The organism is Pseudomonas sp. FSL R10-0056, from assembly GCF_009600105.1.
Lineage (GTDB): Bacteria > Pseudomonadota > Gammaproteobacteria > Pseudomonadales > Pseudomonadaceae > Aquipseudomonas > Aquipseudomonas bubulae.
Genome location: NZ_WIWL01000204.1, coordinates 80,498 through 104,713, shown reverse-complemented (window position 1 = coordinate 104,713; position 24,216 = coordinate 80,498). Strand labels below are relative to the sequence as shown.

Here is a 24,216-nt window from a genome sequence, read left to right as displayed (position 1 = left end):
AATGATTCCGCGGGCACACTTATCTCCGCCCGCACTGAACCAGAGAACTGAGCGACAGGTTCTCCAGCAGTTGCGTGGGCGCTTTTTGCGCGTCAATCAGGGTCGCCTGGCCCGAGCGGTAGAGGGGTTGGCCCCTCGCCAACAAGCGCTACTGAACCTGTTGGCGCTGCTCTTTCATATCAATCACCCGCTCTTGCCCGGTTATGTGTCTGACTGCACTCCCGCCGGGGTGTCGGGTTATAAACCTGACGCACTTGCCCTCGCCTCTGCCCGACATCTGGTTCACGACTTTTCTTGCAGCATGGGCAGCGCTTGCCAGTCACAACCGATCCATGGGCTTTTTTTGATGGGCAGCCTCGGCACATTGGCCCAGACCGCGCAAAGCGATATGGACGTGTGGGTCTGCCTCGCTCCGGACTTGAATGATGCCGCCGTGTCGGCCTTGCGCAAAAAATGCCGACGCCTGGAAGCCTGGGCGACGAGCCAGGGCTGTGAAGCACACTTCTTTTTGATCGATGCACAATTGCGCAACGACGAGGGCGACGAGCCACGACAGAGGTTGTTGCTCGATGAGTTTTATCGCACCGCCATCTGGCTCGCCGGGCGCACACCGATGTGGTGGTGGGTGCCGGTGCATGAGGAAGCGCGGTACGCTGAATTCGCCTGTGGGCTACTGGAAACAGGGGTAATCGACCGTGACGAAACCATTGATCTTGGCCACCTGGCCCATATTGCCCCCGGCGAGTTTCTGGGCGCCGGGCTGTGGCAATTGCTCAAGGGCATTGAGGCGCCCTACAAGTCGCTGCTCAAGCTGCTGCTGATTGAGGTGTACGCCAGCGAGCACCCGCAGGTGAGCTGCCTGAGCCTGGGGTTCAAACAGAGGGTGTACGCCAATCAACTGGACCTGGATGAGATGGACCCCTACGTGGTGGTTTACCGACGTATTGAGCGTTACCTGGAGGGCCGGGGTGAGTTGCAGCGACTGGAACTGGTTCGCCGCAGCCTCTACCTGAAGGTCGGCCACGAGTTGAGCAATGGCGAGGCAGGCATGTTGTGGCAGCGGCGGTTACTCAAGCGCCTGACCCGCGAATGGGGCTGGGATGAGCAGCACCTGGCAATGCTCGACAATCGCTCGCAATGGCAGGCGCAGCAGGTCAGTCATGAGCGTCGGGCCCTGGCCCGGGAGCTGAGCGTCAGCTACCGGTCTTTGCGTCAGTTTGCCCGTGACGAGCAAACGCCTGCGCTGTGACATGACTGATCCGGAAGGTCTTAAGCGCTGAAATCGCTTGCTGCTTTTGGCTGGTATTCCACTTCAAGCAGTTCCAGCTTGAGGGTCTTGCCACCGGGAGCAGGCCAGTTGATGTGCTGGCCAACTTGCAGCCCCAGCAACGCGCTGCCCACAGGGGCCAGAATCGAAATCTTGCCTTCGTCGGCGTTGGCGTCTTTTGGGTATACCAGCGTCAGGCGGTAGTCCTTGCCACTGCTTTCTTCGCGACAATGCACACGGGAATTCATGGTCACGACGCCGGCAGGCACTTCTTCGTGGCCAACGATGGTTTCGGCGCGATCGAGCTCGGCTTGCAGTGCCTCAATGCCAGGAGTCGTTTCTGGCAAGCTGTCGATCAATTGCTCCAGACGCTGTACGTCCAGGCGGGTGAGGATGAGTGGGGTTGGTGTGCTCATGACCTGGCAGACTCCTTTTTTCTGCACGAAAAAGCAAAACCCCGCCGGAATATGGCGGGGTTTTGACGAACCTCGTTAGTGCGAGGCGAACCCGGACACTACCACAGCAAAATAAATACACAAGCAGGGGGGACACTGCCCCCTGATTGCGTACGACGATTATCCGTAGCAGCTGCCGCAGGCTGCGTTCGGCGACGCAGTCGTCGTAAAGTCAGGCTCTGCGGTGTGTCAGTTGAACAAAGGGCTCAGGTTTTGCGATTGCTACGCAATCGAACGCAGCCTGCGGCAGCTGCTACGGGAGCCGCTACGGGAGCCGCTGCCGCAATTGGGCCTGTTCACAAATCACCCGGCGCCGCTGGTCGTCTGCCGAGCGCCACTCGCGAATATCTTCAACGTGGCGAAAACAGCCCAGGCAGACTTTGTGCTCATCCAGCCGGCAGGTGCTGATGCAGGGGGACGGCACTGCCGGACTGACGTTACTGTAGAGCGGTTTTGCAGGTTTAGCAGAAGCGGTCACTGTCAGATCTCTTCAAATTCCAGCTCGGCGCCTGCGTGTTCCAGTGTCAGGCGCTGAACCATTTCGCTGAGCAGCTCGTCGCTTTTATCGCACTTCCACGAACTGCGTTTTTCATCGTAGTCGAAGTGAAAACCGCCGCTGGGGGCCGCCAGCCAGAGCTGCAGCAGCGGCGCCTGACGGCTGAAGATCAGGGCTTTGCCATTCTCGAACTTGATTGTCAGGATGCCGGCGGAATTCTCTACATCTACATCCAGATCAGAGTCATCAAAGATGTCTTCCAGATTTTCCTGGGTGGCATCGACCAGATCGTGAAAACGGGCTTCAGTCAAACTCATGGTGGAACCTCGTAATATCTAGTCATGCTCGGAGCTCGCAAGATACGGGCGCTCCAGGCCGATTGCAAACCCCATAACAGCCATCTGCCCGCGACCACTGATCATCCACACAGGACGTAACGCTCGGCCGCTCTGCTGCATAGGCAAGCTGGTGGGTGCTCGGTATACTCGGGCGCAATTAATGCTTTTCAAAGGATTTCGCCATGAAGCGCCTGATCTCTTCTATTGCTGCGCTCGTCGCGGTCGCCTGCCTTGTTTCTGCCTGTGGTCAAAAAGGACCGCTGTATCTTCCCGATGACAGCAAATCCCCTGAAGACCAAGCGAAGTCGTCGCAATCGCAATCGCACAAGCACCAATAAGGGAACACCATGGACGCTTTTAATTACCGGGACGGCGAGCTGTTCGCCGAAGGTGTTGCGCTGACGGCCATTGCCGAGCGTTTTGGCACGCCGACGTATGTTTATTCCCGGGCACACATCGAGGCGCAGTACAACGCTTTCGCCGATGCCCTGAACGGCATGCCGCACCTGGTGTGCTTCGCGGTCAAGGCCAACTCCAACCTGGGCGTGCTCAATGTCCTGGCGCGTCTGGGCGCCGGTTTTGACATCGTGTCCCGTGGCGAGCTGGAGCGTGTTCTGGCCGCTGGCGGCACGGCTGACAAGATCGTGTTTTCCGGTGTCGGCAAAACCCGCGATGACATGCGTCGCGCTCTGGAAGTGGGCGTGCACTGTTTCAACGTCGAGTCCACCGAAGAGCTTGAGCGCTTGCAGGTGGTGGCCGCCGAAATGGGCGTTCGCGCCCCGATTTCGCTGCGGGTCAACCCGGACGTCGATGCGGGAACCCACCCGTACATCTCCACCGGTCTGAAAGAAAACAAGTTCGGCATCGCCATCGCTGACGCCGAAGATGTCTACATCCGTGCCGCTCAATTGCCGAACCTGGAAGTGGTCGGTGTCGATTGCCATATCGGCTCCCAACTGACCACCCTCGAACCGTTCATCGACGCTCTCGACCGCCTGCTGGCACTGATCGACCGACTGGGCGATTGCGGCATCTACCTGCGCCATATCGACCTCGGTGGCGGCCTGGGCGTGCGTTACCGCGATGAAGAGCCGCCACTGGCCGGTGATTACATCAAGGCCGTGCGTGAGCGCCTCGACGGGCGTGACCTGGCGCTGGTGTTCGAGCCGGGTCGTTACATCGTGGCCAATGCTGGCGTGCTGCTGACTCAGGTCGAGTACCTCAAGCACACCGAGCACAAGGATTTCGCCATCGTCGATGCGGCGATGAACGATCTGATCCGCCCGGCCCTGTACCAGGCCTGGATGGACGTGACTGCAGTTCGCCCGCGTGACAGCGAAGCCCGCGCCTACGACATCGTCGGCCCGATCTGCGAAACCGGTGACTTCCTGGCCAAGGACCGCCAGCTGGCGCTGGCCGAAGGTGATTTGCTGGCCGTGCATTCGGCCGGTGCCTATGGTTTTGTCATGAGCTCGAACTACAACACCCGTGGCCGCGCCGCCGAAGTACTGGTGGATGGCGATCAGGCGTTTGAAGTGCGTCGTCGCGAGACCGTTGCCGAGTTGTTTGCTGGCGAAAGCCTGCTGCCGGAGTAAACCCATGTTGCTGCGTTTTACCAAAATGCACGGCCTGGGCAATGATTTCATGGTTCTCGACCTGGTCAGCCAGCACGCGCACATCCTGCCTAAGCATGCCAAGCAATGGGGTGACAGGCACACGGGTGTCGGCTTTGATCAGCTATTGATCGTTGAAGCACCGAGTAACCCGGAGGTGGACTTCCGTTACCGGATCTTCAACTCCGACGGTTCCGAAGTGGAGCAATGCGGCAACGGGGCGCGCTGCTTTGCGCGCTTCGTGCTCGACAAGCGCCTGACCACCAAGCGACAGATCAAGGTCGAAACCAAGAGCGGCATTATCGAACTGAACGTGCGCAGCGATGGGCAAATCAGCGTCGACATGGGGCCGCCGCGCCTGGTTCCGGCAGATATCCCGTTTGTGGCCGACGCCCAGGCGTTGAGCTATGAGCTGGATGTCGATGGCCAGACCGTCGAGTTGGCTGCCGTTTCGATGGGCAACCCCCATGCGGTGCTGCGCGTAGACGATATCAACGCTGCACCGGTGCATGAACTGGGCCCCAAAATTGAACACCATCCGCGCTTTCCCGCACGGGTCAATGTCGGTTTTCTGCACGTGATAGATCGTCAGCGCGGGCAACTGCGGGTCTGGGAACGCGGCGCCGGGGAAACCCAGGCCTGCGGCACCGGCGCCTGTGCAGCGGCCGTGGCAGCCATCAGCCAGGGCTGGATGGACTCACCGCTGATCCTCGATCTGCCTGGTGGCCGGTTGTCCATCGAATGGGCAGGCCCTGGCCACTCTGTGATCATGACCGGCCCGGCCATGCGTGTTTACGAAGGACAAGTCCGTTTATGAGCGAGCGCAACCGATGACCGACAAGACGCAGCCAGCAGCACTCGACGTCCCTGTGGATAACTCGCAAGCCGCAACGGTTGCAGCGTATCTGCAGGAGCATCCGGATTTCTTCAGCCAGCGCGAAGAGCTGTTGCTGTCGCTGCGCATTCCGCATCAGCGTGGCGACACCATTTCGCTGGTGGAACGTCAACTGGAGCTGCTGCGCAGTCGCAATATCGAGATGCGTCATCGCTTGTCGCAACTGATGGACGTGGCCCGTGACAACGACCGTCTGTTCGAAAAAACCCGTCGCCTGAACCTGGCCCTGATGGACGCCACCAGCCTCGAAGAGCTGGTGATTGCCGTCGAAGACAGCCTGCGCCAGGACTTCCAGGTGCCCTTTGTCAGCCTGGTGCTGTTTGGTGACAACCCGATGCCGGTCGGCCGTTGGGTCAGCAGCGCCGATGCGCAACGGGCGCTGGGTGGCTTGTTGACTGAAGGCAAGACCGTCAGCGGCAGCTTGCGCGAGCACGAGCTGGACTTCCTGTTTGGCGAAGAGCAGCGCAAGCAAATCGGTTCCACGGCCGTGGTAGCCCTTAATCATCTGGGGTTGCACGGTGTACTGGCGATTGCCAGTCGCGATCCGCAGCACTACAAAAGCTCGGTGGGCACGCTGTTCCTCGGCTATATCGCCGAAGTGCTGGGCCGGGTGCTGCCGCGCTTTACCAACGCGCTGCGCTCGGTGCGCTAGATGGAACGGCAACTGGACGCTTACTGCATTCACCTGCGCAGTGAGCGCCAGGTGTCCCCCCATACGCTTGAGGCCTACCGCCGCGACCTGAACAAGGTGCTGGCGTTTTGCGCCAAGGAATCAATCCCCGGCTGGGCGGCACTGGATATCCAGCGCATGCGCCAACTGGTGTCGCGTCTGCATCAGCAAGGGCAGTCCTCGCGCAGTATTGCCCGTCTGCTGTCGGCGGTACGCGGGCTTTATCACTACCTCAATCGAGAAGGCCTGTGCGACCACGATCCGGCAAACGGCCTGGCCCCGCCAAAAGGCGAACGTCGCCTGCCCAAGACCCTGGATACCGATCGCGCCCTGCAATTGCTGGAGGGTGGTGTCGAGGACGATTTTCTGGCCCAACGCGATCAGGCCATTCTGGAGCTGTTTTACTCGTCGGGCCTGCGCTTGTCGGAGCTGACCGGGCTAAATCTGGAACAGCTGGATCTGGCGGACGGGCTGGTCGAAGTGCTCGGCAAAGGCAGCAAGACCCGCGTGCTGCCCGTCGGCAAGAAGGCCCGGGAGGCGCTTCAGGCCTGGCTGGCAGTGCGGTTGCTGGCCAACCCCAAGGACGACGCCGTATTCGTCAGCCAGCGTGGTACGCGCCTTGGGCCAAGGGCAATTCAAATGCGGGTCAAGGCTGCCGGTGAGCGTGAGCTGGGACAGAATCTGCACCCGCACATGCTGCGCCATTCATTTGCCAGCCATCTGCTGGAGTCCTCCCAGGACTTGCGTGCCGTGCAAGAGTTGCTCGGGCATGCGGACATCAAAACCACGCAAATTTATACTCATCTGGATTTCCAGCATCTGGCATCGGTCTACGACAGCGCCCATCCAAGGGCCAAACGCAGTAAGGACAGTGAATGACGATTGAGCTGATTACCTTCGACCTCGACGACACTCTGTGGGACACCGCCCCGGTGATCGTCAGCGCTGAAGCCATGTTGCGTAACTGGCTGACGGATAACGCACCAAAATTGGGCGCTGTTGAGGCCGGGCATTTCCAGGCGATTCGCGAGCGGGTATTGAGCGAGGAGCCGCAGCTCAAGCACCGGATCAGTGCCCTGCGTCGGCGCATTCTGTTTCATGCGCTGCACGGTGCGGGTTACGCCAACGCTGCGTCTTTGGCCGATGATGCCTTTGAGGTGTTTATTGAGGCGCGTCACGCCCTGGACGTATTCCCCCAGGCCGAGCCGACCCTGATGGTGCTGGCACGGGATTACGCCCTGGGTGTGGTGACCAACGGTAACGCCGATGTGCGAAGAATAGGTTTGGGCCATCACTTCAAGTTTGTGTTGTGTGCTGAAGACATTGGCATTGCCAAACCGGACGCGCGCCTGTTTCACGAAGCGCTGGCGCGCGGTGGCGTGGCAGCAGGGGCGGCGGTGCATGTGGGCGATCACCCCGGTGACGATATTGCCGGAGCGCAATTGGCAGGCCTGCGTGCAGTGTGGTTCAACCCTGGCGGCAAGCACTGGGACGGGGACAAGGCTCCCGATGCGGAAATTGGCTGTTTGAGCGAGTTGCCGCTGGTGTTGAAGCACTTGTAACTGTGGGAGCGGGCTTGCTCGCGTTGCAGGCACCGCGGTCGCCAGACAAACCGGAATGTTGCAATCACGATAAGCCCGCGCCACAGGGATGTGAAGTTTTCCAACGCCCACAAAAAAACCCGCAGCGACGGCGGGTTTTTTCTTCAAGCATGCAAGCGGTCCTTATCCTTAGATAGGACGGCTGCCGTACTTGTTGTCAGGCTTTTTGGGCGGGTCAGCCACCACATTGGCCTCAACTTCCTGCACCTTGCCGCCCTTGGACAAAAACTCTTCCATGGCGCGGGCCAGAGCATCACGCTCCTTGTTTTTGGCTTCTACGCTCGGCAGGTCATCAACCGACACAGCGGCCTTTGACTTGCCTTTGGCCGCAGGGGCCGGCGCATCATCGCCACCATCGTCGTCTGCAACATCCTCGGCGGCCGTTTCCAGGCCCTCTTCGGTATCGTCGTCTTCGCCTACTTCGAGGTCATCGTTTTCCAGATCGTCGTCGCTCATGTTCTACCCCATGACATACGTATAGCAGATTAGTTATAGACCAGCTGTGGCGACTGTCGACCACCGCTGGTGAAAAAGTAGCCTTGGGCAAACCGCGGCTTACGCCTCTTCATCGTTGTAAGGTGAAGAGGGTTTGGCGAATACCACCATCATTACGGCATCCGCCTGAATTAACACCTCGCCAGGCGCCCTGTGCCGAATGCTCCAGCACACGGATCACGGGCCTTGAAAGCGTCGGGAGATCATCCTCGCCTTCGTCGTACTCGAGCATTGTTTTCTGCCCTCGGCGCGCATTCTAGCGTGCTGAAGAAAAAAGCAAAGCGGCTAATAGTCGAGTTGTGTCGCAAGCACGGGTCGCATAAACAAGCGTAGAACTTCGCAACCCCAATAACCTGTAGGGGAAATCATTTCATAGCACCGAATATCGCCTTATTACCGGCAAAAAAAAACCCGGCACGCCGGGTTTTTTTATAGAGGGAACCTTACAGGTTGTAACCACGCTCGTTGTGCTGAGCCAGGTCGAGGCCCACAGCCTCTTCCTCTTCTGTCACGCGCAGCCCCATCACGGCATCCAGTACCTTGAGGATGATGAAGGTGACGATCGCGGTGTAGACCACAGTGAAGGCTACGCCCTTGAACTGGATCCAGACTTGCGCTGCGATGTCGGTCACGGTGCCGAAGCCGCCCAGTGCCGGGGCTGCAAACACGCCGGTGAGGATTGCACCGACGATACCGCCGATACCGTGCACACCGAACGCATCCAGCGAGTCATCGTAGCCCAGCTTGCGCTTGAGGCTGGTGGCGCAGAAGAAGCAGATCACGCCAGCCGACAAGCCGATCACCACCGAGCCCATCGGGCCTACGGTGCCGGCAGCCGGGGTGATTGCCACCAGGCCTGCTACCACGCCCGAGGCGATGCCCAGTGCGCTAGGTTTGCCATGGGTAATCCACTCGGCAAACATCCAGCCCAGGGCTGCGGCTGCGGTGGCGATCTGGGTCACCAGCATGGCCATGCCGGCAGTACCGTTGGCGGCCGCTGCAGAGCCTGCGTTGAAGCCGAACCAGCCGATCCACAGCATGGCAGCGCCCACCAGGGTGTAACCCAGGTTGTGTGGCGCCATCGGGGTGCTTGGGTAGCCTTTGCGCTTGCCGAGCACGATGCACGCTACCAGGCCGGCGATACCGGCGTTGATATGCACCACGGTACCGCCCGCAAAGTCGAGTACGCCCCAGTCCCACAGCAGGCCGCCGTTGCCGCTCCACACCATGTGCGCAATCGGTGCATACACCAGGGTGAACCACACGCCCATGAAGATCAGCATGGCGGAGAATTTCATGCGCTCTGCAAAGGCACCGACGATCAGCGCCGGGGTGATGATGGCGAAGGTCATCTGGAAGGTGATGAACACGGCTTCCGGGAACAGCGCGGTGGATGAGGTCAGGCTTTCAGGCGTTACACCCGCCAGGAATGCTTTGCCAAACCCGCCGATAAAGGAATTGAAGTTGGTGACGCCCTGCTCCATGCCCGTGGTGTCGAACGTGATGCTGTAGCCGTAAATGACCCACAGAATGCTGATCAGACCGGTAATGGCGAAGCACTGCATCATCACGGAAAGAATGTTTTTGGAGCGCACCATGCCGCCGTAGAACAGCGCCAGGCCGGGAATGGTCATAAACAGCACCAAGGCTGTAGCAGTCAGCATCCAGGCGGTGTCGCCGGAGTTGAGGACTGGAGCAGCCACTCCGTCTGCCGCCATGGCCAGGCCAGGCATTACGACGGACAACAGGGCTCCGAGCCCTGCGATTTTACGCAGAGTCATAGTGTTTTCTCCTGGGGCGTTGGGTTTGGCGGCTTAGATTGCGTCGGTATCGGTTTCGCCGGTACGGATGCGAATAGCCTGTTCCAGATTGACTACGAAAATCTTGCCGTCACCAATCTTGCCGGTGTTGGCAGCCTTGGTGATCGCCTCGATAACCCGATCAAGATCCTTGTCGTCAATGGCGACATCAATCTTCACCTTTGGCAGAAAATCGACCACATATTCCGCACCGCGATACAGCTCGGTATGGCCCTTCTGACGGCCGAAGCCTTTGACCTCAGTAACGGTAATGCCTTGTACGCCGATCTCAGACAGCGACTCGCGCACGTCATCCAACTTGAACGGCTTGATAATGGCGGTGACTAGCTTCATGAAACTTCTCCCGAATTGGTGGACTTGCCCCAGGAAAACAAACCCGGCTCAAGTCTAAGCGCAGTGTCTGGCTTTGTAACGCATCGTCAGCCTTCTTCAGGCTGTACAACGTGTGTAAATCGCTGGTGACGAAAACACTCCTTGAACCACCTGCCGCACTGCCTTCGTCACAGCTACTGCATCAGTGCATGAGTCATGTTGGTCTTAGCAGAAACCTTGCCATGTCTGGAAAAAATCAATAATTACAGCGATTTAGAGGAAGTTGATGGCTTTTGGCCTGATTTCTCGGGGTATTTGTGCTCGATGATGGTGCGCAGCTTGCGGGGGTGGTGCGCGAAAAATGTGCAGAAAGCCCCCGCCAATGGGGGCCTACACCCCGTGATACACTCGTCACCATCAGTTTTAAGGACCTTATCCATGCTCGCGCCCAAAGATTTTCTCGACGCCCTTGGCGGCCACGCCTCCCGCTTGTTCAGTGGCGAAACCGCGCTGCCGCGCAATGAAATCGAAAGCCAGTTCAAAGCCTTGCTGCAAAGCGGTTTCAGCAAGCTTGATCTGGTGAGCCGCGAAGAGTTCGACAGCCAGATGGTGGTTTTGGCGCGCACCCGTGCTCGCCTCGAAAGCCTGGAGGCCAAAGTGGCCGAAATGGAAGCAAGGCTGTTGCCGCCGAGCGAATAACGCTCAAAGGCGGTGCATTCGCCTGTATTAACAAGGATGTTTTTATATGCTGGTGATGAACCCGCTAGTGCCCGAGATGATCGTCTCGGACCTTTCGCGCAGTCTGCATTTTTACTGTGAAGTGCTCGGTTTCAAGATCGAGTACCAACGGCCCGAGCATCTTTTTGCGTTTCTGTCATTCCATGGCAGCCAGTTGATGCTGGAACAGGACGACCTCGAAGAGTCTTCCTGGCGGGTCGGCCCGCTGGAGCAGCCGTTCGGCCGGGGCATGAACCTGTCGATCAAATGCCCGGATGCCGATTGCCTGATCGAGCGCCTGCAAGCCGCTGGCCACACCCTGCGCAAACCCCTGGAAGAACGCTGGTACCGCAGCAATGAAGTGCTGTTTGGCGAGTGCAACTTTTTGGTGCTCGACCCCGATGGCTATTTGTTGCGCTTTGCCGAGGATCTGGGGACCCGAGCGCTGGAGCAGTGAGTCAGGCGCAGTGGTGAATGGGTTGCACCTGTTCGCGAATCGCTGCACCGCGGTCGATTTCTGCCGTGCGCAGGTCGTAAGTGGTTTGCAGGTTAAGCCAGAACTCCGGGGTGGTTGCCAGGCAAATTGACAGGCGCAGTGCCATATCGGCACTGACGCCACGGCGCTGCAGCACGATATCGTTGACCGTCGGCGCGGACACCCCCAGCGCCCTGGCCAAAGCAGCAGACGAGAGGCTCAGGGGCTCAAGGTATTCTTCCTTGAGAACTTCACCCGGGTGAACCGGGCGCATGCCATTTTTGATCATGATGACCTCATTGGTAATCAGCTATTTCAACTGCTTCAGGGCCATTGGCGCCCCAGACGAAGCAGATTCGCCATTGTGCGTTGATGCGGATGCTGTGCTGGCCCTTGCGTGTACCGCTGAGAGCCTCGAGCCGGTTGCCAGGTGGTGACGCTAGATCTGTCAGCACGCTTGCAGCGTCCAGCATGGTTAATTTTCGTTCAATGACATTGAGAATGTCTGACCATAAGCGCGTCTTGCCATTTCGATACAGACTTTCAGTTCTGTTGCATTTAAAACTTACAAGCATAATTAATGAATAACGTTATTGATTAATATTAGGGTCTTTTAATTTTTTCGCCACCGCACTTTGGCAGTTCATTGGCCGTGCTCCCATACCCGTTAACATCCCGTATCCATTCCATGCCTGCCCCTGGCTTGAGATTCGCGCACCATGGTTTTTTTGCGAACTCAAGGAATGAGTCATGGCTCTGGCGATTGTTTACAGCCGCGCCCAGGTGGGCGTCGAGGCGCCTGCCGTTACGGTGGAAGCGCATCTGGCCAATGGGTTGCCAGCGTTGACGCTGGTCGGTTTGCCCGAAACAGCGGTCAAGGAAAGTAAAGACCGGGTACGCAGCGCAATCATCAACTCCACCCTGGATTTCCCGGCCCGGCGTATCACCCTCAACCTCGCGCCCGCCGACCTGCCCAAGGACGGCGGGCACGGATTAGGTGAAGGTATGGACGCCGCATAGTACTTAGTTCATCTATGGACGCTTCCGACTTCTGAGCTACGCTTTCGCTACTCTTTATTGTCAAGCCTTCGCTTGGCTATCGGCGGCCAGGAACGGGAAGGCACTCATGGCGCGACTTGAGTCAGTCAACTTCATCCCCCACCGCTCAACGGTTATCGAGGGACGGGTACACTGGACAGCGGTGGTGCACAGTCGTGCAATCAAAGGACTACCTCAGCTGTTTTGGGCAAACGGAAGCCCTTGGCGTGAAGCAAACCTCTGGTTCATGGACCGTGCCAGTACCCGGGATGTTGATCTGAAGACGGTGCAAGCAAAGGCAACCTGTTTGCACGCCTACGCAAACTGGCTGGAGGCATCAGGCAGCATGTGGTGGGACTTTCCTGCTCGCAAGGAGAATCGTTGTTTAGTGCGCTATCGCGGTGCTCTCGTGGAAGCAAGAGATAACTCGGAACTAGCTCCATCGACCGTCTCGCAACGAATGCGAGTAGTCATCGGCTTTTATCGATGGCTAAGGGTTACGGGGCTTCTTTCTCCAGATTGGCCCATGTGGCTTGAGCGAACTGTAGGTATACATCTTACTAATTCGTTCGGCCTTGAGCGTACCCTTGCAGTTACCACCACCGATCTGTCAATTCCAAACCGACCCAGAGCAGGCGAGCGGCTGGAAGATGGTCTATTACCTGTATCGGCCGCCGACCGCAATCAAATCCTCGAACTCGCCCGTGAGCAGGCATCTGAAGAGCTTTTTCTTCTATTGACCTCTGGCTTTTTCACAGGGATGAGGCTTCAAACATTGACGGATCTCAAAATACAAACACTGATTAATGCCGTACCAGATCCAGCTGACCCAAACCTTTATCGACTAGCAGTGGGCCCAGGTGCTAGTCCATCTGTAGAGACTAAATTTGGTGTGACGGGGCAAGTTTGGATCACAAAAGATCTACTTGATGAAATTCTTCGCTACTCGTACAGCGCGCGTCGCCTTAAGCGCGAAATTAAGGCGTCTTCAGATTATAAAAATCTTGTGTTCTTGACTCGTTTTGGCAATCCATATGCTCAGCGTGGTTCGGGCAAATCTGTGGCAATCAATGTGGAGATGCATTACTTCAGAAAGATCGCATTGGCGAATGGACTTCAATCAATGCGTGACTTTCGATTTCACCAAACGCGGTGTACCTTCGCGACCGAACTGGCGCGAATTGCCATAGGTGCCGGTGGTGGGATTCATGCAGTAGCGATTGTTAAAGAGGCTCTTTTGCACAAGCACGAGTCTACGGCACTTAAATACATTAAATTTGTGGAAAAAACACCTATAAAACAGGAACTGGCGAACACCTTCACCAGGGCGTTTCTCGGAATTATTTCTGGGCAGGAATAAGAAGATGCCTGACGCAGCGTTACCGGATCTGACATTCCCTGATGTAAGTTACGGCCCGAGGGAAACGCCCCTCAATTTGTCACAACTACTGTACCGAGGAGGTGCGGGCAGTGACATGCGAAAATTTGCAAGCTTGGTTTCAAATGGTAGTTTAGGTCCGCCGCTTTTGGAGCGCCTACCGCTACTGACCAAAATTCACGATGCAATTAAAGGCACTCTCGCAGGAGGAGGCAGTCGCTTCAGTGCAAAAAACAGCATACAACTTTTACGGCAGTTTTACGCTTGGGCTGACAAAGCAAGTTGCTCCCTCGAACTAAACTCTATTGAAGATAACTTTATTGCATGGACTGACCACTTATTATCTCGGCAGCGTAATGACCGCTATTTAAAAACTGCCACTATAGCAGCAAAGGCGACGACTGTAAGTTCATTACTTGATCAAGCTCTGGAGTTAAAGATCGGGCTGTATCGCAGCACGCGCATACCTAAAAGATATAATAAAAAACAGGTCCTAGGCACCCAGGCTGACAAGGTTAAGCTAAGTGATTCTTTTGCATTTGGAAGCGCCTTGCTCGATATTTCCAGTGCTCTGACAAGCGAATCAATTCGTGGATCGCTGCCGGTGCAAATTCATCTTCGGACAGGGCAGATTATCGAAGAGTGGTCCGGACTAACACCAGCGAAAAATGTAAAGTACCTTATTCCTGGCTATGGAAGCTCAGGCTCCAGAAGAAGGGTCAAGGAGGCCCGCGATAGATGGGAGGAAGACGGTTCATGGCGTACTCGATATCCGTTGATCAACCTCAGAATCCAATCAGAGATGCTAATTTTTATTTCGCAAACTGGAATGAATCTAGCGCAAGCTAACAAACTCAGAGCTGGAAAGTGCTCATACCAAAGTTACTTTGATGGATATCAGGTTCGTCGCGTGCATAAAGGACGTAGGCAAGGGGAGGTAGCTTTCGAAATATTCAATGAGTATCGGCCTTTTTTCGAAATATATCTGAATTGGCGAAGTGAAATGTTTCCTGATGATGAGGGCGGCCTTTTATTTCCAGACTCCTCACCTCAGCAGCGCGCCCAAGATAGAGCACCTAACTTTTATGCCATTAAAAAAAGATGTAAAGATCTAGGAATTCGCTATATTTCGCCAAGAGAACTTCGTAAGACTAGAATTAATTGGCTGATAAGAAAATCCCGTGATCCCATGCTGACGGCAGAGATGGCCCAGCACACGCAGGAAGTACTTCTTCGCATCTACGACCAGCCACACCACCAAGGTGCAGTATCTGAGATCAGCAAATTTCATGCTTTAGCTGATCCATCGTATGAACCGCCAGGTCCGGGAACATGTATTAAACCAGCACCTACTCCTGAAGCAGATCGACCTATTAATGCTCCGCGCCCTGACTGCTCAAGTCCTGCCGGATGCCTGTTCTGTGATCACCATCGTGATGTTGACGATGCTGAGCACGTCTGGTCGCTGGCAAGTTATCGATATTATAAGTGCTTGGAGCTAATGTGGAATCGGCACTCTAATAAAGGTGAGAGTCCAGCATCAATTACTGTCGACCGAATTACCGAAAAACTAAAGCAGTTTGAGATAAGCAGTACAGTACGTGCCCTATGGGTAAGCGAGGCGGTGAATCGGGTTGAAGAAGGGAATTTCCATCCAAAATGGGACGGATTTATTCGCCTTATCGAGGGGCGTGTATGAGCTCAAATATCTCCATCCGGAGGCTAGGTATTGACTCTCCATTAGTGTTACCTACATCAGATAACTATCGGCTTCCTAGCTGGCCTCCTCCAAGCGAATTCCCAGTCGTCATTGATTCAAACGGGAAAATAATCAGCCGCTACGGTGACACCATCTGGAACCTTACACCGTGGGCTAAACAGTCGCTTCGACTCAATTTTGGGGATAATCCACAACGTAAGGACGATCCCGTTGCAACACCCGTCAATGCCAATCTAGCGCGCCAAGTTGCAGCGTGGTGGTTGTGGGGCCCTCATGCTGTCCGCAGCGCAGCTTCTCTCAAGGCTCGATTCGTATGTATATTTCCGCTATTCGCCTTATGTTCAGCAGAGGGAATTGCGGCGTCTGAGTTGTGGAAGTTTCCAATAGTTGCCGACAAACTAATAACTGTCATCTCTCCTTCGAACGCAGTAGAAGCACTGGCGCACTTGCATGCACTGTTCGAGCAACGTGACCAACTCTGTTTCACAATACTCGACCGAGAAGGGTTACGACGATTTGAGGCTACGATACCCGAACATCAGGTAAAACAAACGCCGTATATCCCGCCTCGGATTTGGGCGTACCAAGTGGAGCGTCTTCGTAGGTTTCTGGAGGACTTTCAAAAGCACCGCGAGAACATTGAAGCCTGCTACCGATTCTGTCTTGAGAAATATGAAAAATATTATGGTTCCTTGGGTGAAGCTTGCCACCGGTCGCAGCACATCGACAAAAGCCCCCCCTCACCATTCCATCCGCGCAGCCGCTATACAATAGCCGATGACTTCACTTACGAGGGTAGATTTTCAACTATCGCGCAGCGTTTTGGCATTAGTGAACTGTTGCACCAATGGGTGCTTCAACCCGGCCAGTCACTCGATGGTGCTGGATGCAGCACGATGACGTTTTCAAGCTACCTTACTATGGTCGGTAAGATAGGAACGGCTTACTTATTGAATTTTTCAATGATGCGAATTGAAGAAGCGTGGGCACTTCGAACGAACTGTTTGGAGATCGAAAAGGATGACAACTTTGGGAACATTTACTTATTGCGTGGAGTTACAACTAAAACAATTGAGGACGACGATGCACGTTGGATTACATCGCCATTTACAGAAGTCGCGGTTGACGCAATGGCTTTGGTGGCTCGGCTGCGAATGATCTGTGCAGAAGCCAATTTAAATGTTCCCACCACCCTAGAGGAAGTTAAAGCGCCCTATCTTGTATTGCGCCCTTACGAACCTTGGGCTAACGCTAAAAACACCGGCGAACCTCTATACGTGCGACCAGCATACCCCAGCTACCAAGCTGTAATTCAATCATACCCGAAGCTCTTTAATCTTGAAGAGCTTCGGATCACTGAGGCAGATTTAAAAATAGCACGACTTGTTACAACCACATTAGACGAGAAGACGTTTGCGGTTGGTAACATCTGGCCGCTGGCCTGGCACCAACTACGCAGGACTGGAGCTGTCAATATGTTGGCCTCCGGCCTAGTCTCAGATGCGTCAGTTCAATACCAACTTAAGCACGCCACGCGGGCAATGTCGCTTTATTACGGTCAAGGATACTCACGAGCGCGCCTGAATGAGGACTCTCGCACCCATTACATTCGCACAATGTATGAGGTCTTAAGTAAGGAGATTGCTCTTTTATTTTCCGATCGTTTTATCAGCCCATACGGAGACAGCCGAAAGTCAGAAATTTTAAAAGTTGTTGATCCCAATGATGCAAAAAAACTCAACAAGGCCGCCAAAGCAGGCCAGGTATCATGGCGTCAAACTCTACTAGGAGGATGCACCAAGCGCGGTACTTGCGAATATGGTGGTGTAGATAATGTTATTCGATGCGGAGGGGGGGACAAACAAGGTCCTTGCGCAGATGCATTATTTGACCGGAATAAGGAGCAGGCTATTCGGCAGTTAGCGCGCGTGATCGATTCGCGCTTAATCGACGCCCCATTAGGCTCGCCATATCGCGAGTCTTTATATGCTCAACAACGCGCTGTGGAGAACGCCCTTGATATCATCTCGAAAAGTTAATCCACCAGACATGGGCAGGGCTGAGAAAGCTTTTCGCGAAGCTTTTGAACGACTGAAGCGCGGCAAGCCCGAAAGGCTGCCGCAAGGTACGCCAGTGTCGCAAAACAATGTGGCCAAGGAAACTGGCAGTGATCCCTCGGCCCTCAAGAAATCGCGGTATCCGGAGCTGATCAACGAAATCCAAAATTGGATAAATGAACACAATTTTCAGGCGCCTCCATCACCACGACAAAAGATCATCACCCAGCGCAAAAGGAATCGATCGCTCAAGGAAGTCATCAATGAGTTGAAGTCACAACGCGATAAAGCCGCCTCGTTGCTGGTCGAAGCTGACTCCAAGATTCTGGAATTGACTATGGAGAACGCCCGTTTAAAAGCGATGCTCAATCTTACCAATGTCAATCCGATCCGCAAACCCACAATTTAGGGAATGGACTTAACTTGGATTCTGGCAGACAAGCCTCATGGCTTTCAGGTAACGAACTCACTCGCTTTGTCTCCATACTTTAACTACCGCAGCAGAATTTAGGGCTACCAAAATGATTGAAGAAACAAGATCGATTACAAGTACCGGAAGCGAAATCAACGCCAATATTCTATTGAAAGCTGGATGGACTCTTCTGCTGGTTGCCGAACGTGAAAATAGAGATATGAAATGGGCACATTTCGTATTTGGTTGGCAAGCAGACACTCTCCCTCCGACGCTGAATTTTCCAGGTGTGGAGCCATTAGTCGACATTTAGCGTTGTGAAAGATGGGCACTTACTTTGAGTAAAACTCACGATCAATATGGACTGTGGGTTAACGCGCAGACCCATTGCACCGATAAATAGGCACGCCTATAGACTGCCACACCTATAACTCTTCTAGTTTCATGGCGAGCTCTAACAGTGACTCGACAGTCCGCTTCAGTAGTTCATGATCAACTTCTGAATCATGTTTCTTCTCACGAAGCATGTCTAGAATTTGTAGATTTTGATTGTTTGCAGACTCTATGAGATCTGCAAAAACTGGAATATCAGGTTCTGTCCTGATAGTCTTGGGGAAAAGCTTTCGAGGAAAGCCAGTCTCAGGCAGCCCCATAGATTTGAAAGTCAGTCCGATCACCTCTGGCTTGTCATCTAGCAGGTCAGCCATCCGATTAATCCAGTCTGAACTGGGTCCGATCTTGGACAACAAAAACCAGATCACTACAACTAAACCGTATAGTTTGTTGCTTTCCGAGCTACCCAAGGCTATCAGATTGAAATACCCATTTTTGGGGGTCATGATCGTCCGAATGTTGGATCTATTGCATACTCGACTGTGGTGAGCACAGCGGTTTCTTATTCCATTTAAATTGATTAACCAGTTATCTAGAACTTGTCTTTTGTCTATGCCTAGGCGATCGCAGATCATTTGTTGGTTTGCCCCGCTAAGCATACTATAGAGCTTAGAGAGGGTCCCAAAGTTCCAGGCTTCGCACGCTACCCAGATGGGAATTGGTTTTTCGTTATCTATATGAGAACGGATGCTGTCTTCACGACTGTCTTCTAACAGCTGTTGATGTTTCCGGTGCCAAAGATCGAATTCCGAAAACCTATCATCTTTTTCGATACTGGTTGAAAATCTTGAAAAATTCTTCTTATCGAAATGCGCTTGCGGATGGATTCGTCCAAGTTCGTGAGCCACAATTGTCCGCAAATATATTTCTATACGTTCAATTGCGCAAAGCAATTCAAGCCTGATCTTTTTGTCAAAAAGATAAAAATCAAAGATCGAGTCGAAGGTCGTACCGGTTTGAAATTCATCATACTTTATGATTTCTTTCGGCTGGATGAATTTGTACTTCAACGCTGGATGCCAGTAGCCTGAAAGGCGATAGTACCCGATTTGTGTTAGTTTTCTTTGTGCTCGCAAAGAGTCGCGAAGAATCATCCCGCGGGAAGTCAGTTTCTCTACTAGCAAATCATACTCGAGGAAAGGCTTGACCGTCTTTGCTAGCTGTTCCATAGCACTTCATAAAAAATTGGCAAAAAAAAGGCTAAATCGTCACCGATGCGAGGATCGGGAGTGGATTTAGCGCTGTTGGGGTGAATATACCTCAAATTGACAGATTGTCAATTTGAAGTGCTCTCTGAGGGGCAATCGACCCCACGAAGCTCATCTGAGGGCCGCTGGTAGGCTGCCAGCTGACGCCTATGGCTAAGGCGCATCGCCTTGCCTAATCTCTTGTGGGCACCAACCATAGGATGTTGCCGCTGAGCAGATACTGATCTACTCCCGGCTTTCCTACTAAATTTCCGAGTAACCCCGTTTGTAATGCTTCCTGGTTTAAATTCTAAGCCAGAGCCATGGATCACTGGCTAAGGACTCAGAAATCCGCCCGGTTCAGCTTCAATCGGCCGCACGGATCACGTTTCAATAAGTTGGCGTGATCTAGCGCTGCAGTTTTGGCCTTATGCACTAATACCCTTTCTACCAATTCTTGAATAAATCTAGAAAAGCAATGTGTTTAGATACTTCGGTTCGCTGCCAAGCGAGGGACCACTCCCAACTCGATGGGCGCGGAGAACAGTCTGAGCAGGACTCACAGTAACTTTTTTTGAATCCGGGCATAGGCATATTTGATGGCGGCAAGTATAAATTTTTAAGCAGATTACCGGTGCCTTGGACATGCCGGTGTTTAAGGCAAACAAGTAAATGCATCCCGCCTGCTGAATGCATTTGCAAGGTCTGAGCGATGATCCCGCCAGGTTTGTAGTGTACAAATAAATGCTCACAGTTAATGAGTATTTCTGTTGGATCGTAGTTTTTTAAGGCCATGGATACTATTTGGCCCATTTGAGACTTTATGTCATCTGGGTCCATCCCCATGTTTCTTGCCGTATCCTTGAAGTAGCTCATCTGCTCTTCTGTACTTATACTAAGAAAATCTCTCTCAACGATAGGCTTGTGGCTTCTTTCAACCGCCTCCAAAGTTTGGATAGCAATTGAGCTTATGCTAGACAAACTTGCCTTGAGCGCATCTCTTTCTTTCGAGCTGTGCAAGTTTGTATGCAGCGCTAACGAATATAGCCGCTCAGCTCTTTCAGGCGTTCCAGCAAAGAATGCATACGACATGCAAAATTGAAAAGTAGTGACCAACCAGTTTTGATAAAACTCAATAGATTCTTCACTTCCTCTTTCATTTTGGATGGCGCGAAACAAGAAAAGAGAAGTCGCAGATTCAAAGTAGACTTCGCAGAATATATGATATTGAAACTTGCTTCCGATCAGGCTCAGTGAATCAATGATTTTCTTTAAACTGATACATACCCGATTATACTGATTATAGATCTCCGAACGAAAAATAAAGCCCTCAGCGCTATCTCTTGAAAAAACTTTGCTCGCATTGTGATTGGAATACAAGCTATTTATCTCGTATTTAAATTTGGCAGAGCGAGCGAGGCCGATAGAGTAGCGCCTTAAATTTTCTGATTTTTCTTCGTGTGCCAGCTTAATTAAGAGAACGCTTACATTAAACATCTCTCTCATCTGATCAATCACTGATTCATGCAATGGAGAGATGCGGAGTGCTGTACGATAAAACAAGCCAGCAACGAATCTATCTGCTGCTGGTACAATTTTAGACTGAAGCAAGTCTCCTGAAACTTTATATACCTTTGTGAATTCTCCACGAGACAAGTGATTTCCTAGCATTTGGTGATGAGCCTTGTAAAGTGCATCCCCCATTTCAGAAATTCTATACTCCAACCTTTCAGGATCTAAGTCACCGAATCTGCGGATCGAACTTTTAACACCCTTGATTGCCAAGTAGTCCCATGAATTAAAAACTGAACTCAATAAGTTTTTAGCTAACGCGGGATCACGTCTTTTTATAATATTCTGAACGGGCAAGTGAATTTGAATCGAATCAGTTTTTACATTGCTGGCCTTAGCAATTAACTCTTCGTTGTCCGTGATGGAAATCCAGTATATTTTTTCACTGGATGTTTCTACCACTACTAAAATCACGGGAATATTGAAAGATAAGTAATACTTTAGCCTGCTCGTTTTCAGGTTAAAGGATAGTTTTTTATCGTTATCGATAAAGTTCGAAGTCCCCTCACCTTTGATCTGAACCTTGAAAACAAACTCTTTGCCCTGCGCCATGCCATTACTATCTTTTACCTCGATTTCTCCATCTATTCCATGGTCATTTTGATCTTCTTGAGATCTGAAAATCCAATTGGATGGGAGATTGTACTCAAAAATTCTGCCCGCCTCAGTACCAATCTCGCCAGGTGTCATCGATGACCTCTCAGTTCAGCAAGAGCTTGCTCCTGCTGTTTTTTCTTGATTGCTGCGCGACCGCAAGATGTATACCTCACTTTCAAGTGTCTAAGTGACTTGCCACTCTCGGTTTGGCTTTCTTGGGTTCCAGATTACTCGATTGTAATGCATGTCCAGTCTGCCTGCTTTCGACCCACAGCTACTGGTCGAGGTGGCAATACCCGCGACTCATCATGGACATTCAGTGGTCCAGCCAGGTGAAACTGGACATTTGCTATGGACGTTAAAAACTCGCCAAAACGTTGCCGTAGAGGCCTTTTACTCAATGTCCATGCTTATAAACTAACCCGTGGGCGGGCGTTTTGATGTGGCCATTGCCCTGGGCATTTTGGCGGCCAGCGGGCAACTGCCGGCTGTGGCGCTGGAGCAGGTGGAGTGTTTGGGCGAACTGGCGCTATCGGGCGCGATCAGGCCAGTGCAGGGCATATTGCCTGCCGCCCTGGCAGCAAGGGCCGCAGGCCGGGCGCTGGTGGTACCGCAGGCCAATGCCGAAGAAGCCTGCCTGGCCTGCGGGCTGACAGTAATTGCGGCCGAGCACTTGTTGCAGTTGGTGGCCCATTTCGCAGGTCGGGAGGTGATAGAGCCCTATATCCCCAGCGGCTTGCTGCATATCAGCAAACCCTATCCCGACCTGAGCGATGTCCAAGGGCAGCTTTCGGCCAAACGGGCATTGCTGGTCGCTGCTGCTGGCAGTCACAACCTGCTGTTTACCGGGCCGCCGGGCACGGGTAAAACCTTGCTGGCTAGCCGCCTGCCCGGCTTGTTGCCACCGCTCAATGAACAAGAGGCGCTGGAAGTGGCCGCCATTCAGTCAGTGGCCAGCCAAGTGCCATTGAACTGCTGGCCACAGCGACCGTTTCGCCAACCTCATCATTCGGCCTCGGGGCCGGCGCTGGTGGGCGGCGGCTCCAAACCGCGGCCCGGGGAAATAACCCTGGCCCATCACGGCGTATTGTTTCTGGATGAGCTTCCCGAGTTTGATCGCAAGGTTCTGGAAGTCTTGCGAGAGCCCATGGAAAGCGGCTTTATCGTGATTGCACGGGCGAAAGATCGCATGCGTTTTCCGGCGCGCTTCCAACTGGTTGCGGCGATGAATCCCTGCCCCTGTGGATATCTTGGCGAACCCACTGGCCGCTGCCGCTGTACACCGGAGCAAATCCAGCGCTATCGCAACAAACTTTCCGGCCCGTTGCTCGATCGCATCGACCTGCACCTGACCGTAGCCCGCGAGACCACCACTCTCAACCCGCCGCTTGCCTCAGGTGAGACCACGGCCAACGCCGCCGGGCTTGTGGCTGCGGCGCGTGAGCGCCAACTGCAACGTCAGGGCTGCGCCAATGCCTTTCTCGATCTGCCGGGCGTGCGAACCCAATGCCGCTTGAGCGATATGGATAACAGCTGGCTGGAGGCGGCTTGCGAGCGCATGACCTTGTCACTGCGAGCGGCACACCGACTGCTGAAAGTGGCAAGGACCCTGGCGGACCTGGAGCAGGCACACAATATAGAGCGCAAGCATCTCGCAGAGGCGTTGCAATATCGGCCATTCAGTGGCTGATTATGGCGGTCAGTGCAACTGCTCAACGGTTGGCAACACCATGGCGGCGACTTCCTGCTGCAAAAAGTCGCTGAGCCTACGCAAACGCTCGCCCCCGGGACGGGTCTTGGGCCAAACCAGATAGTAATTATCGCCGCTGGCCACGGCAGCAGGGAACGGCAGGCTCAGGCGCCCCTGGGCAACGTCTTCGGCCACCATCAACAAATCCCCCATGGAAATGCCGTAGCCCCGGGCGGCGGCAATCATGCCCAGCTCCAGGGTGTCGAAAACTTGCCCGCCCTTGAGTGACACTTGCCCGCCCAGGCCCATGCAGTCGAGCCAACGCCGCCAGTCGCGGCGGTCAGGCGTAGGGTGCAGCAGCTCAGTGCTCGCCAGGCGTGTGACGTCCCATGGCGCGTCGCCCTGAATGGCGGGCGCACCGACCGGGATCAGCATCTCCGGGAACAGCAGCGTGGCCTCCCAGTCAGGCGGAAAGTGGCCGTTGCTCAACAGCACAGCACAGTCGAATGGCTCGTGATTGAAATCCACGTGGTCAATGTCCATCCAGGCACTGGTCAGTTGCACCTCATTGCCGCTCTGCAAGTGGCGAAAGCGGCTCAGGCGGGCCAATAACCAGCGCATGGTCAGGGTCGAGGGGGCTTTCATGCGCAAGATGTCATCTTCGGCGCGCAAGGTAGTACAGGCGCGCTCCAGGGCGGCAAAGCCTTCGCGCACTCCCGGCAGCAGCAAACGCGCGGCTTCGGTGAGTTGCAGGCTGCGCCCGCTGCGCTGAAATAACCGGCAGGCGAAATGCGCTTCCAGGGTTTTGATATGGCGACTGACAGCGCTCTGGGTAATGGACAACTCTTCGCCCGCCCGGGTGAATGAACTATGGCGAGCTGCAGCCTCAAAGGCGCGCAAGGCGTAAAGCGGAGGAAGGCTACGAGCCATTACTCATATTCCTATAGCTCAAAAGGTGATGGCACAGAAGGCAAGATCAACCATGAGTTTAAATCATGCCAATGATCGTTTTTATCCC

General features: G+C 54.0%; 24 protein-coding genes and 3 pseudogenes. 16 read left to right on the top strand and 11 right to left on the bottom strand.

The genetic code is table 11. The annotated features are described in order from the left end of the window. Positions 1–4: 4 nt before the first annotated feature. A pseudogene (locus GHO42_RS19205) lies at positions 5–1,246 on the top strand (class I adenylate cyclase); the annotation flags it as partial. Positions 1,247–1,269: 23 nt separating this feature from the next. On the opposite strand, the gene rnk reads toward GHO42_RS19205, so the two are convergent. The 3 genes from rnk to cyaY all read right to left on the bottom strand — a co-directional run bounded on the left by rnk (position 1,270) and on the right by cyaY (position 2,535). After that, positions 1,270–1,683, bottom strand: a complete 414-nt coding sequence (rnk, locus tag GHO42_RS19200; protein ID WP_019828269.1) for a nucleoside diphosphate kinase regulator — start codon at positions 1,681–1,683, stop codon at positions 1,270–1,272. A 304-nt stretch (positions 1,684–1,987) separates the two neighbouring features. Continuing rightward, positions 1,988–2,206, bottom strand: a complete 219-nt coding sequence (locus GHO42_RS19195) for a DUF1289 domain-containing protein (protein WP_153326713.1) — start codon at positions 2,204–2,206, stop codon at positions 1,988–1,990. Beyond that, positions 2,203–2,535 carry an iron donor protein CyaY gene (gene cyaY / locus GHO42_RS19190; protein ID WP_094999751.1) on the bottom strand — a complete coding sequence of 111 codons (333 nt, stop codon included), beginning with the start codon at positions 2,533–2,535 and terminating at the stop codon, positions 2,203–2,205. The genes GHO42_RS19195 and cyaY overlap by 4 nt, the downstream gene beginning before the upstream one ends. Positions 2,536–2,738: 203 nt before the next feature. On the opposite strand from cyaY, the gene GHO42_RS19185 reads away from it, so the two are divergent. Genes GHO42_RS19185 through GHO42_RS19160 form a run of 6 tightly spaced genes read left to right on the top strand, consistent with a single transcriptional unit; the run spans position 2,739 to position 7,296 of the window. Further along, positions 2,739–2,894, top strand: a complete 156-nt coding sequence (locus tag GHO42_RS19185) for a lipoprotein (protein WP_019828266.1) — start codon at positions 2,739–2,741, stop codon at positions 2,892–2,894. Between the two features lie 9 nt (positions 2,895–2,903). Next, complete coding sequence (gene lysA / locus GHO42_RS19180; protein ID WP_094999750.1) at positions 2,904–4,151, top strand: diaminopimelate decarboxylase; 1,248 nt, start codon at positions 2,904–2,906, stop codon at positions 4,149–4,151. Positions 4,152–4,155: 4 nt separating this feature from the next. Then, the gene (gene dapF / locus GHO42_RS19175; protein ID WP_094999749.1) at positions 4,156–4,986 is read left to right on the top strand and encodes a diaminopimelate epimerase; all 831 of its coding nucleotides are present in this window, start codon (positions 4,156–4,158) and stop codon (positions 4,984–4,986) included. A 13-nt stretch (positions 4,987–4,999) separates the two neighbouring features. Continuing rightward, a complete protein-coding gene (locus tag GHO42_RS19170) occupies positions 5,000–5,716 on the top strand; it encodes a DUF484 family protein (RefSeq protein WP_094999748.1) in 717 nt (238 codons plus the stop codon). Further along, positions 5,717–6,613: a tyrosine recombinase XerC gene (gene xerC / locus GHO42_RS19165; protein ID WP_095026823.1), complete on the top strand. Its 897-nt coding sequence runs from the start codon at positions 5,717–5,719 to the stop codon at positions 6,611–6,613. It begins immediately after the preceding gene. After that, positions 6,610–7,296, top strand: coding sequence for an HAD family hydrolase (locus GHO42_RS19160; protein ID WP_153326715.1), 687 nt, complete (start codon positions 6,610–6,612; stop codon positions 7,294–7,296). The genes xerC and GHO42_RS19160 overlap by 4 nt, the downstream gene beginning before the upstream one ends. Before the next feature lie 168 nt (positions 7,297–7,464). Here GHO42_RS19160 and sutA read toward each other — a convergent pair whose 3' ends face one another. From sutA to glnK, 3 genes are all read right to left on the bottom strand, one after another. Next, a complete protein-coding gene (gene sutA, locus GHO42_RS19155; protein WP_094999745.1) occupies positions 7,465–7,791 on the bottom strand; it encodes a transcriptional regulator SutA in 327 nt (108 codons plus the stop codon). Positions 7,792–8,273: 482 nt separating this feature from the next. Next, the gene (locus GHO42_RS19150; protein ID WP_094999744.1) at positions 8,274–9,611 is read right to left on the bottom strand and encodes an ammonium transporter; all 1,338 of its coding nucleotides are present in this window, start codon (positions 9,609–9,611) and stop codon (positions 8,274–8,276) included. A 33-nt stretch (positions 9,612–9,644) separates the two neighbouring features. Beyond that, entirely contained in the window at positions 9,645–9,983 is a 339-nt protein-coding gene (gene glnK, locus GHO42_RS19145; RefSeq protein ID WP_002555808.1) for a P-II family nitrogen regulator, read from the bottom strand. A gap of 417 nt (positions 9,984–10,400) precedes the next feature. On the opposite strand from glnK, the gene GHO42_RS19140 reads away from it, so the two are divergent. Together GHO42_RS19140 and GHO42_RS19135 are read left to right on the top strand one after the other, a co-directional pair. Continuing rightward, positions 10,401–10,661: an accessory factor UbiK family protein gene (locus tag GHO42_RS19140; RefSeq protein ID WP_094999743.1), complete on the top strand. Its 261-nt coding sequence runs from the start codon at positions 10,401–10,403 to the stop codon at positions 10,659–10,661. Between the two features lie 46 nt (positions 10,662–10,707). Next, on the top strand, positions 10,708–11,136 hold the full coding sequence (locus GHO42_RS19135; RefSeq protein ID WP_095017856.1) for a VOC family protein: 429 nt from the start codon (positions 10,708–10,710) through the stop codon (positions 11,134–11,136). 1 nt (position 11,137) lies between these two features. Here the strand turns inward: GHO42_RS19135 and GHO42_RS19130 are convergent, their stop codons facing one another. Together GHO42_RS19130 and GHO42_RS19125 are read right to left on the bottom strand one after the other, a co-directional pair. Beyond that, a complete protein-coding gene (locus tag GHO42_RS19130) occupies positions 11,138–11,443 on the bottom strand; it encodes a HigA family addiction module antitoxin (RefSeq protein ID WP_094999741.1) in 306 nt (101 codons plus the stop codon). Between the two features lie 7 nt (positions 11,444–11,450). Further along, the gene (locus tag GHO42_RS19125) at positions 11,451–11,729 is read right to left on the bottom strand and encodes a type II toxin-antitoxin system RelE/ParE family toxin (protein WP_095017857.1); all 279 of its coding nucleotides are present in this window, start codon (positions 11,727–11,729) and stop codon (positions 11,451–11,453) included. Between the two features lie 175 nt (positions 11,730–11,904). Between GHO42_RS19125 and GHO42_RS19120 the strand changes: the two are divergent. The 6 genes and pseudogenes from GHO42_RS19120 to GHO42_RS19095 form a co-directional block, all read left to right on the top strand. Then, positions 11,905–12,141, top strand: a pseudogene (locus GHO42_RS19120) (magnesium chelatase domain-containing protein); the annotation flags it as partial. A gap of 298 nt (positions 12,142–12,439) precedes the next feature. Further along, positions 12,440–13,552: a site-specific integrase gene (locus tag GHO42_RS19115; RefSeq protein ID WP_256670506.1), complete on the top strand. Its 1,113-nt coding sequence runs from the start codon at positions 12,440–12,442 to the stop codon at positions 13,550–13,552. A 4-nt stretch (positions 13,553–13,556) separates the two neighbouring features. Further along, positions 13,557–15,269: a site-specific integrase gene (locus tag GHO42_RS19110; protein ID WP_153326722.1), complete on the top strand. Its 1,713-nt coding sequence runs from the start codon at positions 13,557–13,559 to the stop codon at positions 15,267–15,269. Next, positions 15,266–17,329, top strand: coding sequence for a hypothetical protein (locus GHO42_RS26210; protein ID WP_153326724.1), 2,064 nt, complete (start codon positions 15,266–15,268; stop codon positions 17,327–17,329). The genes GHO42_RS19110 and GHO42_RS26210 overlap by 4 nt, the downstream gene beginning before the upstream one ends. Further along, positions 17,277–17,756 carry a hypothetical protein gene (locus GHO42_RS19100; protein WP_256670495.1) on the top strand — a complete coding sequence of 160 codons (480 nt, stop codon included), beginning with the start codon at positions 17,277–17,279 and terminating at the stop codon, positions 17,754–17,756. The genes GHO42_RS26210 and GHO42_RS19100 overlap by 53 nt, the downstream gene beginning before the upstream one ends. Before the next feature lie 112 nt (positions 17,757–17,868). After that, entirely contained in the window at positions 17,869–18,072 is a 204-nt protein-coding gene (locus GHO42_RS19095) for a hypothetical protein (protein WP_153326726.1), read from the top strand. Positions 18,073–18,184: 112 nt separating this feature from the next. Here GHO42_RS19095 and GHO42_RS19090 read toward each other — a convergent pair whose 3' ends face one another. Both GHO42_RS19090 and GHO42_RS19085 read right to left on the bottom strand, forming a co-directional pair. Further along, positions 18,185–19,321, bottom strand: a complete 1,137-nt coding sequence (locus GHO42_RS19090; RefSeq protein WP_153326728.1) for an Abi family protein — start codon at positions 19,319–19,321, stop codon at positions 18,185–18,187. A gap of 465 nt (positions 19,322–19,786) precedes the next feature. Next, positions 19,787–21,601: a DUF4365 domain-containing protein gene (locus tag GHO42_RS19085; RefSeq protein WP_153326730.1), complete on the bottom strand. Its 1,815-nt coding sequence runs from the start codon at positions 21,599–21,601 to the stop codon at positions 19,787–19,789. Positions 21,602–21,935: 334 nt separating this feature from the next. Between GHO42_RS19085 and GHO42_RS19080 the strand changes: the two are divergent. Continuing rightward, positions 21,936–23,198, top strand: a pseudogene (locus GHO42_RS19080) (YifB family Mg chelatase-like AAA ATPase); the annotation flags it as partial. 9 nt (positions 23,199–23,207) lie between these two features. Here GHO42_RS19080 and GHO42_RS19075 read toward each other — a convergent pair. Then, a complete protein-coding gene (locus GHO42_RS19075; protein ID WP_094999739.1) occupies positions 23,208–24,128 on the bottom strand; it encodes a LysR substrate-binding domain-containing protein in 921 nt (306 codons plus the stop codon). Positions 24,129–24,216: the final 88 nt, after the last annotated feature.